This window comes from Pseudonocardia sp. CA-107938, assembly GCF_050936315.1.
Classification (GTDB): Bacteria; Actinomycetota; Actinomycetes; order Mycobacteriales; family Pseudonocardiaceae; genus Pseudonocardia.
On sequence record NZ_JBNJNA010000002.1, the window covers coordinates 844,105 to 858,609 of the forward strand.

Genomic DNA, 14,505 nt, shown 5'->3' on the forward strand with positions numbered 1-14,505 from the left:
GCCTGGGGCCGACCGCCGGGGTCGAGCCAGCCCGCCCCGGCGATCGTTCCTGGCGTGTCAGACCGCGGCCGCCGCCTCGTCGTCGATCCACTCGACGGGCTCGCCCTCCTGGACGATGCGGTTCTCGACGTGACCGATCCCGTCGATCTCGACCCGCACGATGTCACCGGGCACGAGGAAGCGGTTCTCCATGACGCCGACGCCGCCGGGGGTGCCGGTCGCGATCACGTCGCCCACCTCGAGGGTCGCGGCGCTGGACAGTTCCTCGATCAGGCGGTAGCAGTCGAAGATCAGGTTCTCCGTGTTCGAGCTCTGCCGCACCTCGCCGTTGACGATCGTGCGGATCGGCAGCCGATGCGGGTCGACCTCGTCGGGCGTGACGAGCCACGGCCCGAGGACGCCGTGACCGTCGAACGACTTCCCAAGCACCCACTGGCCCCCGCGCATCTGGAAGTCCCGGACGCTGTAGTCGTTGACGACCGTGAAGCCGGCGATGACCCGGTGCGCGTTCTCCCTGCTGACGTGCCGGCAGCGCGTGCCGATCACGACCCCCAGCTCGCACTCGAAGTCGAGCCGGTCGGACACCGCCGGCCGCTCGACGTCGACGTACGGTCCGGCGACGGTGTTGGGCATCTTCGCGAAGACGGTCGGGAACTCGGGGAACGGCTTCTTGGTCTCGCGGACGTGCTCGGCGTAGTTCATCCCGATCGCCCAGAACTTCGGCGGCCGGGGAATCGGTGCCATCAGCGTCGACGGATCCAGTGCCGACCGCGCGGACCCCGACGCGATCGCGTCCGCGATCGCGGCGAGACCGACCTGGCCGAGCTCGAGGACTCCCACCAGCGTGTCGGGCAGTCCGGGCGCCGCCTTCGCGATGTCGACGATCTCGTCGCCGACGACGGCGACCGCCGCCGGGCCGGATTCCGTACGCACTGTCGCAAGCCGCATCGGGCGTCTCCCATCTCCTTCCGACCACGTCGGAAGTGCACCGTCGAAAGTGAGAGCTGAGGACCTCTCCGTTGAAGTTTGACAGCTAAAAGACCGGTTGACAAATGTCGGACAGTGGTCATAACGTGGCCCGGGGCACACGGTGTGCGCGGACGAGCGGGATCCGTCACGCGGCGGGACGCGTGCGCGCCCCTCGGGACAGCGATGGGAAGCAATCAATGACCACTGTGGACGTGGATCCGACCAGCACTCGGCAGCCCGCATCGGTGGGGGCGGGACAGCCGGACTTCGAGGAGCGCACCGACCGCCTCATCGAGAAGGCGAAGGTGCTGATCCCCACCCTGCGCGCACGCGCGCAGGAGGCCGAGGCCCTGCGCTACCAGCCGCCGCAGACCGTCAAGGACGCCGAGTTCCTCATGGATGCGCTCACCCCGCGCGTGTGGGGCGGCCAGGGGCTCGGATCCCGCGCGCTCTGCGAGGTCGCCCGCGTCCTGGCGCACGGCGACACGTCCGCGGCGTGGACGCTCGCGTTCCTGATGGAGCACAGCTGGATGGCGGCGCACCTCAACTGGGACGCGCAGAAGGAGATCTTCGACGGCCGGACCTTCATCCTCGCTTCTGCTCCGCTGACTCCGGCCGGCAAGGGCGAGAAGGTCGACGGCGGGTTCCGGGTCAGCGGCACCTTCCGCTACGCCTCCGGGCTGTGGAACGCGACCCACACCTTCCTCTCGACGATGGTCACGATCGACGGCGCCATGACGCCGACGACGTTCCTCATCGAGCTGGACCAGCCGGGCGTCACGGTCAACGACGACTGGCACATGTCCGGCATGGCGGCCACCGGGAGCGCAAGCGTCACGCTCGACGACGTCTTCATCCGCGACAGCTACAGCATCCCGCTCGAGGAGATGCTGTCCATCGACAAGCACCCCGGCACGTCGCACGAGGAGAAGTTCCTCCGCTACCCGCCCTTCGCGAGCCTCGGGATGATGATCACTGCCATCGCGCTGGGCTCTGCCGAGGCCGTGGTCGACATCGTGAAGTCGCGCCTCGGTACGACCCGGGCCTTCGGTGGCGGGACCCGCCAGGACCTGCCGCAGTCCCGGATGCGGTTCGCGGAGGCGTGGGAGAAGCTCCGCTGCGCCCAGATGCTCTACACGCACATCCTGGAGAGCTCGATCCGGAAGTGCGACGCGATGGAGCCGTGGAGCCAGGAGGAGATCGGGCAGATCGAGCTCGACCAGACCACGATCGTCCACCTCGCGCAGGAGCTGATCGGCATCCTCTGCGACGGCATGGGCTCGAGCCCGTACCAGAGCAAGGAGGCGCTGCAGCGCTACCGGCGAGACATCAACGTGATCGCCAACCACGCGTTCATGGACTGGGACCTGGTGGCCGAGCGGTCCATCCGCTACGTCCTGGGTCTCGGCACCCGGCACACCGACATGTTCCGCAGCCAGGTCACCGCGCAGGGCGGGGTCGCGAACGACCGCATCGCCGGGGCCACCGACGACGAGGAGAAGACGATGAAGGCAGCAGTCCTCAACGAGGTCGGTGGCCTTCCCGCCGCCGGTGAGTTCGAGGCCCCCCGGCCGGGTCCCGGCGAGCAGGTCGTCGACGTGATCGTCGCGGCGCTCAACCCCATCGACGTGCGACTTGCGGCGGGAGGCCCGTTCGGTCCTCCGGTGGTTCCGTCCGTCGTCGGTTCCGAGGGCGTGGGCCGGCTCGCCGACGGCACCAAGGTCTACTTCAGCGACGCGAAGGCGCCGTACGGGGCGCTCGCCGAGAAGGTCCTGCTCGGCGACCGTTCGCGCTACTACGCCATCCCCGACGGTCTCGACGACGGCCTCGCGGCGGCGCTCGGCACCTCGGGCATCACGGCGCTGAGCGCCCTGCAGTGGCGCGCCGAGCTCCGGGCGGGTGACGAGGTGCTGGTCCTGGGCGTCACCGGTGCGGTCGGCCAGATCGGCGCACAGGCCGCCAAGCTCCTCGGCGCGGGCCGGGTCGTCGGTGCGGGGCGGAATGCGGAGACGCTCGAGAAGCTCAAGAGCGACGGGAAGATCGACGACTTCGTCGTGCTCGGCGGCGAGGACGACGCGGCAGCGCTGAAGGCGGCGGCCTCGATCGGCTTCGACGTCGTGCTCGACACCGTGATGGGCCCGGCCTTCGAGGCCGCGCTCCCCGCCACGAAGATGGGCGCTCGCTACGTGGTCGTTGGCATGTCCGGCGGAACGCCCACCAGCTCGATCGCCTACCCGTTCCTGACCGGGCGGAGCGTGTTCGGCTTCCTGAAGCCCTTCGTGCCGCTCGACGAGTGGGAGGCCGCCTACCAGCAGCTGGTCGGATGGGCGAACGCCGGGCAGCTGAGCATCGAGGTCGAGCGCGTGCCGTTCGCGTCGGTCGGTGACGCGTGGGGGAGGATCCTGTCCAGTCCGCACCGCAAGCTCGTCGTCGAGATCTGATCCCGACGACGAGCAGCATGCGCGGTCAGCCGGCCTGCTCGGTTCCGATCGAGACGGCAGCGAGGATCGCGGGCTCGCCGGTCCGGTTGGTCCATGCGTGGCTGGTGCCGTTCTGGATGACGACGTCGCCGGCGCGCAGGTGGGTCTCTTCGCCCGTGTCCAGGCCGAGCCACAGCTCGCCGCTGAGCACGATCTGGTAGTCGACGGTCCGCGTCGCGTGGAAGCCCGGCCGATCGGGATCGAACGTGTCGGCGAGTCCGGGAAGCTCGCGCGCCTGCTCCGCCGCTGCCGCCTCGACGTCGACGTGCGCGAGAGCGGCGGCGGGAGGGAAGCGCACGATGGTCAGCGCCGAGCCGCCCGGGCCGGGCATGAGCGTCGTCAGGCTCGGCGTCGGGTCCGCCGGCGAGCCCGTCGGCGCGACCGCGTCGGCCAGGGCCCAGACCACCGTGTTGCTGAACCCGGGCAGGTGCTCGAAGTCGTGGGTCCGCGGCGCGGGCCCGTCGGAGACGACGCAGCTGCGCCCGTCCCGGTCGAAGCCGGTGACGATTCGGCGGATCTTCATCGGTCGGTTCTCATTCCTGTCGGGGATTGCCTCCTGCGCGCGCTCGATGATACTAAATGTCAGACGTTCAACAAGCGGCTGATGTCTGATCTCAGCCCGTGACTGCGAGGGTGTCGAGCTGATGCGTGCCGTGGTGATCAAGGGCGAGTGGGCCCCGCGCCGTGAGCTCTCCCCGGAGGAGGTCGCCGGCCGCTGGGCGCGCGATGCCACGGCGGCCTGGCGCGAGCCGACGTGGACGCTGGACGAGCGTGCGGTGCCCCGCCCGGCAGGCCCGCACGACGTGCTCGTGCGGAGCAAGGCGGTCGGCATCTGCGGGTCCGACGTCCATCTGCACGAGACGGACGACGAGAGCTACGTGCTGCTTCCGTACCGGGTGCGGTTGCCGCTCGTCCCCGGGCACGAGATCGCCGGTGAGGTGGTCGAGGTGGGCGCCGAGGTGCGGCGGGTCCGGCCGGGTGACCCTGTCGCGGTGCAGACGCTGCACTACTGCGGACGATGCGGCGCATGCCGGTCGGGGCTCCCCAACCACTGCCTCGATGCCGAGGACAGCGGTTTCACCATCGACGGCGGGATGGCCGAGTTCGTGCTGTCGAGGGAGAGCAACGTCCGCTCCCTCGCCGCCGTGCGCGAGCGGTGCTCCGAGCGCGACACGTATGAGATCGGTGCGCTCTGCGAACCGGCCAGCGTCGCCTACGTCGGACTGTTCCTGCGCGCCGGCGGGTTCCACCCGGGCGGCGTCGCGGCCGTCCACGGCTGCGGGCCGATCGGGCTCGCTGCGGTGTCCCTGGCCCGCGCGGCCGGCGCGGCGAAGGTACTGGCGTTCGACACGGAGCCGGCCCGGTGCACGCTCGCTGAACGGGTGGGAGCGGACGCTGCCTACGACGTCGACGAGCTGCGCCGTGCCGGAACGCGTCCGTCGGACGTAATCCTGGAGCATACGTCCGGTGAAGGTGCCGACGTGTGCGTCGAGGCGGCAGGGGCGGCTGCGGCCGTCCTCCCGGAGATCGAGAGGTCCGTCTCTGTCGGCGGCAAGGTCGTGCTGCTGGGATCGGAGAGCGGCGCGGTACCGATGCAGACGATGGCGTACATGCTTCGAGGGGTGAGCGTGTGCGGGTCGATCGGGAACATCGGTGGGCTCGATCCCGTCATCGCCCTGCATGCTGCGGGCCGGATCGACCTCCGCCCGATCGTGACCGCGCGCTTCGACCTGGCCGCGGCGACCGACGCTGTGCGGCAGGCTGCGCTGCGCCAGGACGCGAAGATCCTCGTGCTGCCGGACGGCAGCTCGTAGCGGAGGTCGACGGTCACGACGACCCACCGGACCGACCGGTCCGGCGGGTCTCGTGGTGCCCGGCCTACGAGTGCTCGGCAATACATCGGCGCCTGTTCCATGATCGACACGGGTGAGATGAACATGGTGGGGTTCTGGAGCCGCAAAACCCCCACCACGTCCATCTCACCCGTCTTGATCTTCAACAGCGTCTACCTCAACGCCCGCGCCGAGCGCGCAGCTCCCGTGGCCAGATCCCTTGCTTCCCGGCCTGGAGGATCCCGTTGGGGTCCACCGCGTCCTTGATCGTCTCGACGAACCGCAGGTACGCGTGGTCGTTGAAGTCGAAGGTCGCCGCCACCGCGTCCATCTTGAAGATGTGCGAGCGGTACAACCCGTATCCCTCTGCCGCGATCCGCTTGAGCATGGGGTCGTAGTTGTCGTAGATGCGCCGGGTCTTCTCGGCGTCCTTGGGATCGAAGAACATCACGGACACGACCAGGATGCTGGTGGGGAGGAGCATGCAGCCGGCGGCGTACGGCTCGCCGAACTCCTCGTACATGCTGCGCACCGTCCGGATCAGCGTGAGCACCTCGGTGCCGATGAGGGGGCCGACGGGCGAGAAGTCGAGGTGGCCGGTGTCCGGGCCGAAGGGCACCTTGTACAGGTCGAGCAGCTCCATGCCGGGGATCCCCGCCTGGACCTTGTCGTCATGGATCCCCTCGAGCGGACCGGCCCGGTCGGACCCGTCGTACATCGTGCGGCCGATCTCGACGCCGGGAATCGCGCCGAGGACCCGCTCGACGATGCGCCACTTCGCCTCGACGATCTCGTCATATCCGTAGAGCGCGAAGCGCAGCGCCCACTTCTCGCTGTTCGGGTCGAGGTCCGGCTGGCCCTCTGCGTTGGCGGCCACGCCGCGGCCGAGGAACGGGTAGTTGTTGATCGTCTCGTCGAGCATGAGCTCGCGCATGGCGTCGATGACCGGGACGATGATCTCGTCGCCGTCGAAGTGGACCCAGCAGGACGCGTACTTCTCGGGCCGCTTCATCAGCCGCCAGCCGATCTGCGTGACGATGCCCAAGTTCGACTGGAAGAACAGGCCGTCGACCATCGGGCCGAACCCGAAGGGGTAGGCGTGGAAGGCGCGGTTGCCCTCCATGGCCCCCATGCCGGTGCGCATCAGCTCGCCGTTCGGCAGCACGACCTCCATGCCGACGACGTTCTCGGCGTGCGAGCCGAAGCGGGTGTGCCCGCGGCCGTACTCGAGGCTGTTGCCGATCACCGATCCCCAGCCGAGGTCGGGGATGGACGACCACCACTCACCGCCGTGGTCCTCGAGCGCGTCGACGAGGTCGAACCAGCGAACTCCGGGTTCGACGACCGCGTAGCCCAGCTCGGTGTTGACCTCGAGCACCCGGTTCATCCGGGACAGGTTGACGAGGATGGAGCCGGGCACCCTCGGCGAAGCGCCGCCGTACCCGTAGTTGCGGCCGGTGCTCACCGTCCACAGCGGGACCTTGTACTCGTTCGCGATGCGGACGACGGCCTGCACCTCCTCGACGCCGGCGGGCAGCACCGCCGCGGCCACGTCGTTGTCGTCCGAGCCCAGGACCCAGAAGGGGTCCCGGAACTGGTCGAGGTCTGCGCGACTCCTGAGCACGGCGTCGGCGCCGAGCGCCTCCTCGATCGCGTCGACGGCCCGTGCGACCGCCTCCTGGTCCACCGGCTGAGCGTCCATCCGCCAACTCCTCTTCGCTGATCCTGTCGGGCGTTGGATGATAGTCTGACATTTGCCAATAGACGAAGGCTGGATCGATGACCTTCTAGCCCGTGCTGTGGCTGCCATGACGGACGGCCCCGGCGGTGCGGGGACGAGGAGAGGGGTTCGACGATGAGCACGACCAGGCCGGTGGATACCCCGGTGGTCATCGCGGGCGGCGGCCCCGTCGGTTCGTCATTGGCGATCGACCTGGCGTTGCGCGGTGTGCCGAGCATCGTCCTCGAACGCCGGGAGCGCGGAAAGCCGTTCCTGCTGCGCACCAACATGACGAACGTGCGCTCGATGGAGCACTTCCGCCGCTGGGGCATGGCGGACGCGCTGCGCAAGAACGACCCGGTGCCCGAGGACATCCAGCGCGACGTGTCGTTCGTGACCCGCCTCAACGGTCACCTCATCCTCAACCTGCGCCGATCGTACGAGTGGAGCGAGCCGCTGCCCTTCGCGTCCGAGGTGGCCGAATGGGCCCCGAACGAGGGCATCGAGAAGACCATGTGGGCTCGGGTCGCCGAGCTGCCCCTGATCGACTACCGCAACGAGAACGAGGTGGTCACCTTCGCGCAGGACGAGGACGGTGTGAGCGTCGAGGTCACGGGCGCGGATGGCGTCGCCTACCGGGTCCGCGGCTCCTACCTCGTGCTCTCCGACGGCTCACGCGGGAACCTGCGCCGGGTCCTCAACATGCGCCTTGAGGGCCGGACCCTGGCGATGAGCCTCTCGTGGCACTTCCGCTCCCGGCAGCTCCGCGAGGTGTGGACCGCGGGACCGGCCGTGTCGATGGCCTACTTCTACAACGAGGACCGCGGCAGCGACCTGATCACGCCGCAGGGCCCGGACACCTGGCAGTACTTCGCCGGCCCGGCGCCGCAGGGCGTCGACGGCGACGACTGGGACCAGGTCAAGGGACTCATCGTCAAGGCCGTCGGGAAGGAGGTCGACCTCGAGCCGCTCTCCGGTGGCGCCTTCGCCGAGAACTCGCTGCTCGCGCCGCGGTTCGACGTCGGGCGCGTCATGCTCGCCGGCGACGCCGCGCACATGGTCTCTCCCCAGGGTGGCTTCGGCATGAACTCCGGGATCGGGGACGCCGCGGACCTCGGCTGGAAGCTCGCCGCACTCGTGCAGGGGTGGGGCGGACCGGCGCTCATCCCGTCGTACTCCATCGACCGGCGGGAGGCCGTGCGGTTCATCCAGCTGGGCTCGGAGGCCAACCACGCCCTCGGCGCGATCGAGCTCGTCCAGGACGGCATCGAGGCCGACGGGCCCGAGGGTGACGCGGTTCGCGAGGCGGTCAAGCAGGACATCCTCGAGCGCAAGCTGGTGCAGTTCAAGCGGATGGGCGGGCAGCTCGGCTACCGCTACTCGGCCTCCCCGCTGATCGTCCGCGACGGCACCGAGCGCGATCTGCCCGAACCGACCTTCGCCGACTACACGCCGTGCGCGGCCCCCGGATACCGAGCGCCGCACGTCTGGTTGGCGGACGGGAGCTCGCTCTACGACCACCTCGGCCTCGGGTTCACGCTGCTCGACCTCGGCGGAGTCGACGCGACGGAGTTGACGAAGCGCGCCGAGGAACGCGGGATCCCCCTCGCCGTCTTCGCGCCGGCCGAGGCGGACCGCGAGTCGCTGCTCTCCCTGTACGAGCGCCGGGCCGCCCTCGTGCGCTCCGACCACCACGTCGTGTGGCGGGGGGACGAGCTGCCGGCGGACATCGAGCACCTCCTCGACATCGTCACCGGACACGCCTCGTGGGGACACCTGTGAGCGACATGGAGCGCGACCCGGATTCGGACCCGGAACTCGTGCGCGGCATGCGCGTGCGCCGGGAGGTGCTGGGTGATGACCAGGTCGACGGCACGATCGCCCGGTTGAGCCCGTTCAACCGTCCGTTCTTCGACTACCTGACCCGATCCGTGTGGGGCCAGGTGTGGAGCCGCGAGGCGCTGGACCGTCGCACGCGCAGCTGCATCACCCTCGGCATTCTCACGGCGCTCGGACGGGAGGACGAGATCGCGCTGCACACCGCGGTGGCGGTGCGCAACGGACTGACTCCCGAGGAGATCGCGGAGGTGCTGCTCCATTCCGCGGTGTACGCCGGGGTACCGCACGCGCGCGGCGCCATGCTGGTCGCCGAACGTGTGTTGGACGGGCTCGCGGCGGGTGACGGCCAGAGGTAGCGCGGGCGGGCCGCTCGGAGTGGCCGCAGGCGGGCGCCGGGGAGCCGACCATCGGCATCGGTGCTGTGCTCGCGATGGATTCGAGGCTGTACGGAACCCCGGTGCCCGTCGCGCTGACGTGGTCAGGCTGAGGGCGCGCGCCTGGCAACTGTCAGACAATCACTTGCCTGTTTTAGGTCCAATAGGCAACTATGTGTCTCCGGCCATCTCGGCCGTGCCGTCTGCTAGGAGGCAACGTGGTCACTCGGCGGTCAATGGGGAGCGGCAGGCGGCTCGGCGTCCTGATGCTCATCGGTCTCGTCCTCTCGGTCGCAGCCTGCGGTGGCGGCTCCGCGAACAACGCAGGAACCGCAGCAGCCAAGGTCGACACCGCCAAGGTCGACGAGATCCTCCGGCCCTACACCGGCACGTCGACCGCGTTCCCCGTCGACCAGCCGCTGACGAAGAAGCCACAGGGCGCCACGATCGCCTACCTCCAATGCGCGACGCCCTTCTGCGCGATCTTCAGCGACCTGCTCAAGGCCGCCGCCGACGCGATCGGTGCACGCTTGACGGTCACCAAGGCCGACGCGTCCGCCACCGGGCTCCAGAGCGCGGCCGACACCATCATCAGCCAGAAGCCCGACGCGGTGATCCTGCCCGGAATCGACCCGGCCACGATCAAGAACCAGCTCGCGGCGCTGGAGAAGTCCGGCACGCCGGTGCTGGGGAACGGCATCATCGGCGCTGCCGACTACGGCATCGACGTGAGCTTCAACGACACCAGCACGATGACCATCGTGGGTACGGTCCTCGCGGCGTGGGCGCTCAAGCAGCGTGGAGCCGGCACGAACGCCGTCTTCTACACCATCCCCGAGCTCAACTTCTCCGGCGTCGTGCAGAAGGCGTTCTCGAAGACGTACGCCGACCTCTGCCCGGACTGTGCGCTCCGCACCGAGAACATCCCGGTGAGCTCGATCGGCAGCACTGCACCCCAGAAGGTCGTGAGCGACCTGCAGGCGCACCCCGGCACCAACATCGCCGTCTTCGCCTCCGAGGAGGCGGCGACCGGTCTTCCGGCGCAGCTCAAGGTCGCCGGCCTGCACGAGCAGGTCAAGGTCAACGGCTTCGGTGCGCCGCCCGCGATCCTGGAGGACATCAAGAGCGGCAGGACCGCTGCCTCGATGGACGTGGACGTCGCCGTCTGCCAGTGGGCGCTCGTCGATGCGGCGGCACGCCTCATCACCGGACAGCCGCTGACCGACGGTGAGAAGGCCGGCATCCCCCCACTGTCACTCATCGACGCGAAGTCCCTCGACGGCAAGGACGTGTCCCGCGGGTACGCGGCCTACCCGGACTTCGTCCAGACCTTCACGAAGTTGTGGAGCGGATCCCCGGCGGCCTAGGTATGCCTACGAGCAACGGGCCCGCGCTCCTGCGCGTGCGCTCCCTTTCCAAGACCTTCGCCGGGGTCCGGGCACTCGACGACGTCGACCTGGAGGTCAACCCGGGCGAGATCGTGGCGCTGGTCGGGCAGAACGGATCCGGGAAGTCGACGCTGGTCAAGGTGCTCGCGGGTCTCCACCAGCCCGATGCAGGGAGCCGGATCGAGCTCGGCGACTCGACGATCCACTTCCTCCACCAGGACCTCGGCCTGATCCCGAGGCTGAGCACGATCGAGAACCTGGGCCTGGACCGCCGGCGCGGTCTCTCGCTGCTGCGGCCTGCCCGCCGCCAGCACGAGCGGCGGCGTGCCCGCGAGCTCATCGGCCAGATGGGCGCCTCGATCGACGTCGACGCCCCGGTGTCGTCACTGACCGCGAGCGAGCGGGCGATCGTGGCCATCGCCCGCGCTCTCGACGGGTGGACGAGCCCGCGGCAGGTGCTCGTCCTCGACGAGCCGACGGCCGCGCTGCACGGCGAGGAGGTGGGGCGGCTCTTCGACGCAGTTCGACGCGTTGCCGCCCGCGGTGCGGGGGTCGTGTTCATCTCGCACCACCTCGACGAGGTGTTGCAGCTGGCGGACCGCGTGGTGGCGCTGCGCGGTGGTCGTGCGGTCGCGGACAGCCCGGTCACCGCGGTCGACCACGCCGCGCTCGTCCGCATGATCGTCGGTCGCGACCTGGAGGATGCCGCGAGCGTCCATCGCGAGGTGGCCGGTGAGGCGCTGCGCGTCACAGGTCTCTACGGCGAGGTGGTCGACGGTCTCGACCTCCACGTCAGAGCGGGCGAGATCGTCGGGATCACCGGTGTCATCGGGTCCGGGCGGGAGGAGGTGGCCGGCCTCGTCTTCGGATCGAGCCCGGCCTACGCGGGAGAGGTCAGGGTGGACGGGACCGTCGCGACCATGGGCGACCCGCGAGCCTCCATCGCGGCGGGCATGGCCTTCGTCCCGGCCGATCGGATGGGCAAGGGCGCGGTGATGAGCCTGAGCGCGCGCGAGAACCTCACGCTCGTCGACCTGAGCGCGGTGAGTGGGCGGATCGTCGGCGTGCGCCAGCAGGCCGAGCTGGCCGAAGCCGAGCGTTGGGCTGCAGAGGTCGATCTGCGCCCGCCGGATACGAATCGCCCTCTCGGTCTGTTCAGCGGCGGCAACCAGCAGAAGGTGGTGCTGGCCAAGTGGCTGCGCACCCACCCGCGCGTCCTCTTGCTGGACGAGCCGTCGCAAGGCGTCGACGTCGGCGCGAAGGCTGCCATCTATGAGCTCATGGCGAAGGCAGCCACGGAGGGCGCCGCGATCCTGGTCTCCTCCTCGGACTCGAAGGAGCTGGCCGAGCTGTGCGACCGCGTCCTCGTCATCAGGGACGGGCGGCTCGCCGCTGAGCTGACCGGAACTGATCTGACCGAGGAGCGGCTCATGCTCGAGGCGCTCGGCGCCCCCGACAGCGCCAACCTCTACGGCACGTCGAAGGAACCCCGCGCATGAGCGACATGACCCAGGCGGCACCGCCGATCCTCGAACCGGAACGTCCGCGCTCGGCTGCACGCAGCGGCCGACTGGCCAAGGCGGCACGGGCGCTGTCCTTCCAGCGCGTGAGCGCGCTGTACATCCTCGCGGTCATCGTCGTCGTGTTCGGCATCTGGGTGCCCGACACGTTCCTCTCCCTCGGCACCTGGAAGTCGGTCCTGGACACGCAGTCGCTCACCGCCATCGTGGCGATCGGGCTCGCGATCTCGCTCTCGGCCGGTGCCTTCGACCTTGCGATCGGGATGCAGGCGGGCTTGGCGGGGATCGTCGTCGCCAAGGCTCTCACCGCCTACGACATGCCGATCCCGCTCGCGATCCTCACGACGCTCGCCGTCTCGGTCGTCGTCGGGCTGATCAGCGGGCTCGTCATCGTGCGGATGCGCATCGACTCGTTCATCGCCACGCTGGCGATGAGTTCGGTGCTGGTCGCCGTCGTCCAGTGGGTCTCCGACAGCCAGCAGATCCTCGACCTCCCCGAGGACTTCCAGTCGATGGGCACGACCCAGTTCCTCGGCCTGACGCCGCCGGTCTGGATCATGCTCGCCGTCGCACTCGTGGCCTGGTACGTCCTGGAACGCGCACCGATCGGCCGCTACATCTACGCCACGGGCGGCAACGCGGAGGCCGCCCGGTTGGCGGGGGTCCCGGTGAGAGCCGTGGTCGTCCTCAGCCTGATCGCCGGCGGCGCGATCGCGTCGATCGCCGGAATCCTCTCCAGCTCGCGCATCGGCGTCGGTGACCCGACGGTCGGCCCGGCCTACCTGCTCCCGGCGTTCGCGGCGGCGACTCTCGGTTCCACGCAGTTCCGCGGTGGTCGCTACAACATCGCCGGCACCGTGCTGTCGGTCTACGTGCTGGCCGCCGGCAGCAAGGGCCTGCAGTTGGCCGGCGCGCCGGTGTGGATCCCGGACCTCTTCAACGGCCTGGCCATCATCCTCGCCGTCGGCCTGGCCCGGTACGAGGGCACGTCCGCCCGCGCAGCCGCGATCCGCCAGACACTCCGGCGTCAGGCGAAGGCTGCTTCCTGGAAACTCCCACGTGAGTGAACGGGCCCGACCGTGTGTGACATGGTTCAGGGTGCATCGCTACCCTCAGGCGGTGAATTCCTGGGTGGTGGTTCCGCCCGTTGCGAGCGTCTCCGTCGCGGCGGGGACCGCCGCGTTCCTGGTCTCCTTCAACGCGAGGGAGACCATGGCGACGACGAGGTACGCCACCGCAGCGGCGGCCATCACGGCACCGAGGCCGTAGCGGTCGGCGAGGCTGCCCGCGCCGCCCACGACGAAGGCGCCCAGCAGTTCGCCGATGCCCATGATCAGTGCGCCCGCGGTGGCCATCACCGACGGGGGCACGCTCTCGACGGGGATGATGCTGGTGAACAGCGAGGTGAGGGTCAGGAAGATGCCGCCGAGCACGACGTAGACGACCAGGGTCGCGCCGCTCTGCGGGAACAGGAACAGCAGGGCCGGGGTGACGGCGGCCAGTGCTGCGTAGCCGATCATCGCCGGCTTGCGGCCGATCCGGTCCGAGGAGTACGGCAGGAAGACCTGCCAGAAGATCGTGAAGATGCCGAAGAGGGACATGACCAGCCCGGCGGTCGTCACCGACAGCAAGGTGACCTCGGTGAGGTAGAGCGTGATGAAGGAGTTGATCGTCCACAGCCCGGCCATCGCGAAGACGCTGATGACCACGCAGATGAGGATGTTGCGGTTGCGGACCGCCGCGCCCAGTGCGGCCTTCGTCGTCCCGCTCTGCAGTGCCGCGGACTCGGATCGGGCTGGCTCGCGGACGAAGGCCCACACCAGCAGCCCGGCCAGCGCGCTGGGCACGCTGATGACGAGGTAGGCCATCTGCCACGTGGTCGCGGCGGCGACCTGGGTCACGAGGGCGGGACCGATCGTGGACGCGATGACGGCGGCGCCGGCGTACACCAGGCCGACGTTGCGGCCCAGGCGGTGCGGTCGGGACTCCAGGGCGACGAGGGTGATCGCGATCGGCAGGACGACGCCCTCGCTGGCCCCCAGGAGTGCTCGCACCACGATGAGGAACGTCAGCGAGTCTGCCGCCATGGTCGCGGCCGTGAGCAGCGACGTCGCGAAGATCCCGATGAGGAGGACTCGCTTGCGGCTGCCGAGCCGGTCGGCCAGCAGCGCGAAGACGGGAGCGCAGATCGCGTAGCAGATGGTCTGCCACATGCTGACCTGCCCGATCTCACCGCTGGTGAGCGGGAGGTCGTGGATCATCAGGGGCAGCAGGATCGACATGGCCAACCGATCCAGGAAGATCAGCCCCCAGGCGAGGAAGAAGATCGAGACCAGTCGGTGCTCGTAGGTCAGCAGATCCTTGATCTTGCTCATGTTCTGAT

Annotated in this window: 11 protein-coding genes; 7 read left to right on the forward strand and 4 right to left on the reverse strand. The window is 69.4% G+C overall.

Features of this window, described 5'->3' with window-relative positions:
* Positions 1-57: 57 nt before the first annotated feature.
* Positions 58-948 (reverse strand): fumarylacetoacetate hydrolase family protein, encoded by an 891-nt coding sequence (locus ACQEVB_RS36895; protein WP_432983147.1) that lies wholly within the window; start codon positions 946-948, stop codon positions 58-60.
* A gap of 218 nt (positions 949-1,166) precedes the next feature.
* On the opposite strand from ACQEVB_RS36895, the gene ACQEVB_RS36900 reads away from it, so the two are divergent.
* A complete protein-coding gene (locus ACQEVB_RS36900; RefSeq protein WP_432983150.1) occupies positions 1,167-3,410 on the forward strand; it encodes a zinc-binding dehydrogenase in 2,244 nt (747 codons plus the stop codon).
* Positions 3,411-3,435: 25 nt separating this feature from the next.
* On the opposite strand, the gene ACQEVB_RS36905 is transcribed toward ACQEVB_RS36900, so the two are convergent.
* On the reverse strand, positions 3,436-3,972 hold the full coding sequence (locus tag ACQEVB_RS36905) for a cupin domain-containing protein (RefSeq protein WP_432983153.1): 537 nt from the start codon (positions 3,970-3,972) through the stop codon (positions 3,436-3,438).
* A 121-nt stretch (positions 3,973-4,093) separates the two neighbouring features.
* On the opposite strand from ACQEVB_RS36905, the gene iolM reads away from it, so the two are divergent.
* On the forward strand, positions 4,094-5,263 hold the full coding sequence (gene iolM / locus ACQEVB_RS36910) for a scyllo-inosose 3-dehydrogenase (protein ID WP_432983156.1): 1,170 nt from the start codon (positions 4,094-4,096) through the stop codon (positions 5,261-5,263).
* A gap of 196 nt (positions 5,264-5,459) precedes the next feature.
* On the opposite strand, the gene ACQEVB_RS36915 is transcribed toward iolM, so the two are convergent.
* Positions 5,460-6,983, reverse strand: coding sequence for an FAD-binding oxidoreductase (locus ACQEVB_RS36915; protein WP_432983159.1), 1,524 nt, complete (start codon positions 6,981-6,983; stop codon positions 5,460-5,462).
* Between the two features lie 153 nt (positions 6,984-7,136).
* Between ACQEVB_RS36915 and ACQEVB_RS36920 the strand changes: the two genes are divergently transcribed.
* The 5 genes from ACQEVB_RS36920 (at position 7,137) to ACQEVB_RS36940 (ending at position 13,189) form a co-directional block, all read left to right on the forward strand.
* Positions 7,137-8,783 carry an FAD-dependent monooxygenase gene (locus ACQEVB_RS36920; RefSeq protein WP_432983162.1) on the forward strand — a complete coding sequence of 549 codons (1,647 nt, stop codon included), beginning with the start codon at positions 7,137-7,139 and terminating at the stop codon, positions 8,781-8,783.
* A 5-nt stretch (positions 8,784-8,788) separates the two neighbouring features.
* Entirely contained in the window at positions 8,789-9,196 is a 408-nt protein-coding gene (locus ACQEVB_RS36925; protein WP_432985493.1) for a carboxymuconolactone decarboxylase family protein, read from the forward strand.
* 254 nt (positions 9,197-9,450) lie between these two features.
* A complete protein-coding gene (locus ACQEVB_RS36930) occupies positions 9,451-10,581 on the forward strand; it encodes a sugar ABC transporter substrate-binding protein (protein WP_432983165.1) in 1,131 nt (376 codons plus the stop codon).
* 35 nt (positions 10,582-10,616) lie between these two features.
* The gene (locus ACQEVB_RS36935) at positions 10,617-12,101 is read left to right on the forward strand and encodes a sugar ABC transporter ATP-binding protein (protein ID WP_432983168.1); all 1,485 of its coding nucleotides are present in this window, start codon (positions 10,617-10,619) and stop codon (positions 12,099-12,101) included.
* Positions 12,098-13,189: an ABC transporter permease gene (locus ACQEVB_RS36940; RefSeq protein WP_432983171.1), complete on the forward strand. Its 1,092-nt coding sequence runs from the start codon at positions 12,098-12,100 to the stop codon at positions 13,187-13,189. The genes ACQEVB_RS36935 and ACQEVB_RS36940 overlap by 4 nt, the downstream gene beginning before the upstream one ends.
* 45 nt (positions 13,190-13,234) lie before the next feature.
* Here ACQEVB_RS36940 and ACQEVB_RS36945 read toward each other — a convergent pair whose 3' ends face one another.
* Complete coding sequence (locus tag ACQEVB_RS36945) at positions 13,235-14,497, reverse strand: MFS transporter (protein ID WP_432983174.1); 1,263 nt, start codon at positions 14,495-14,497, stop codon at positions 13,235-13,237.
* Positions 14,498-14,505: the final 8 nt, after the last annotated feature.

Bases quoted from the DNA above. Each gene is read 5' to 3' on its own strand.
- ACQEVB_RS36905 (WP_432983153.1), bottom strand. From the start codon at position 3,972: ATGAAGATCCGCCGAATCGTCACCGGCTTCGACCGGGACGGGCGCAGC.
- ACQEVB_RS36915 (WP_432983159.1), bottom strand. From the start codon at position 6,983: ATGGACGCTCAGCCGGTGGACCAGGAGGCGGTCGCACGGGCCGTCGAC.
- ACQEVB_RS36940 (WP_432983171.1), top strand. From the start codon at position 12,098: ATGAGCGACATGACCCAGGCGGCACCGCCGATCCTCGAACCGGAACGT.
- ACQEVB_RS36900 (WP_432983150.1), top strand. From the start codon at position 1,167: ATGACCACTGTGGACGTGGATCCGACCAGCACTCGGCAGCCCGCATCG.
- ACQEVB_RS36925 (WP_432985493.1), top strand. From the start codon at position 8,789: ATGGAGCGCGACCCGGATTCGGACCCGGAACTCGTGCGCGGCATGCGC.
- iolM (WP_432983156.1), top strand. From the start codon at position 4,094: ATGCGTGCCGTGGTGATCAAGGGCGAGTGGGCCCCGCGCCGTGAGCTC.
- ACQEVB_RS36930 (WP_432983165.1), top strand. From the start codon at position 9,451: ATGGGGAGCGGCAGGCGGCTCGGCGTCCTGATGCTCATCGGTCTCGTC.
- ACQEVB_RS36895 (WP_432983147.1), bottom strand. From the start codon at position 948: ATGCGGCTTGCGACAGTGCGTACGGAATCCGGCCCGGCGGCGGTCGCC.
- ACQEVB_RS36920 (WP_432983162.1), top strand. From the start codon at position 7,137: ATGAGCACGACCAGGCCGGTGGATACCCCGGTGGTCATCGCGGGCGGC.
- ACQEVB_RS36945 (WP_432983174.1), bottom strand. From the start codon at position 14,497: ATGAGCAAGATCAAGGATCTGCTGACCTACGAGCACCGACTGGTCTCG.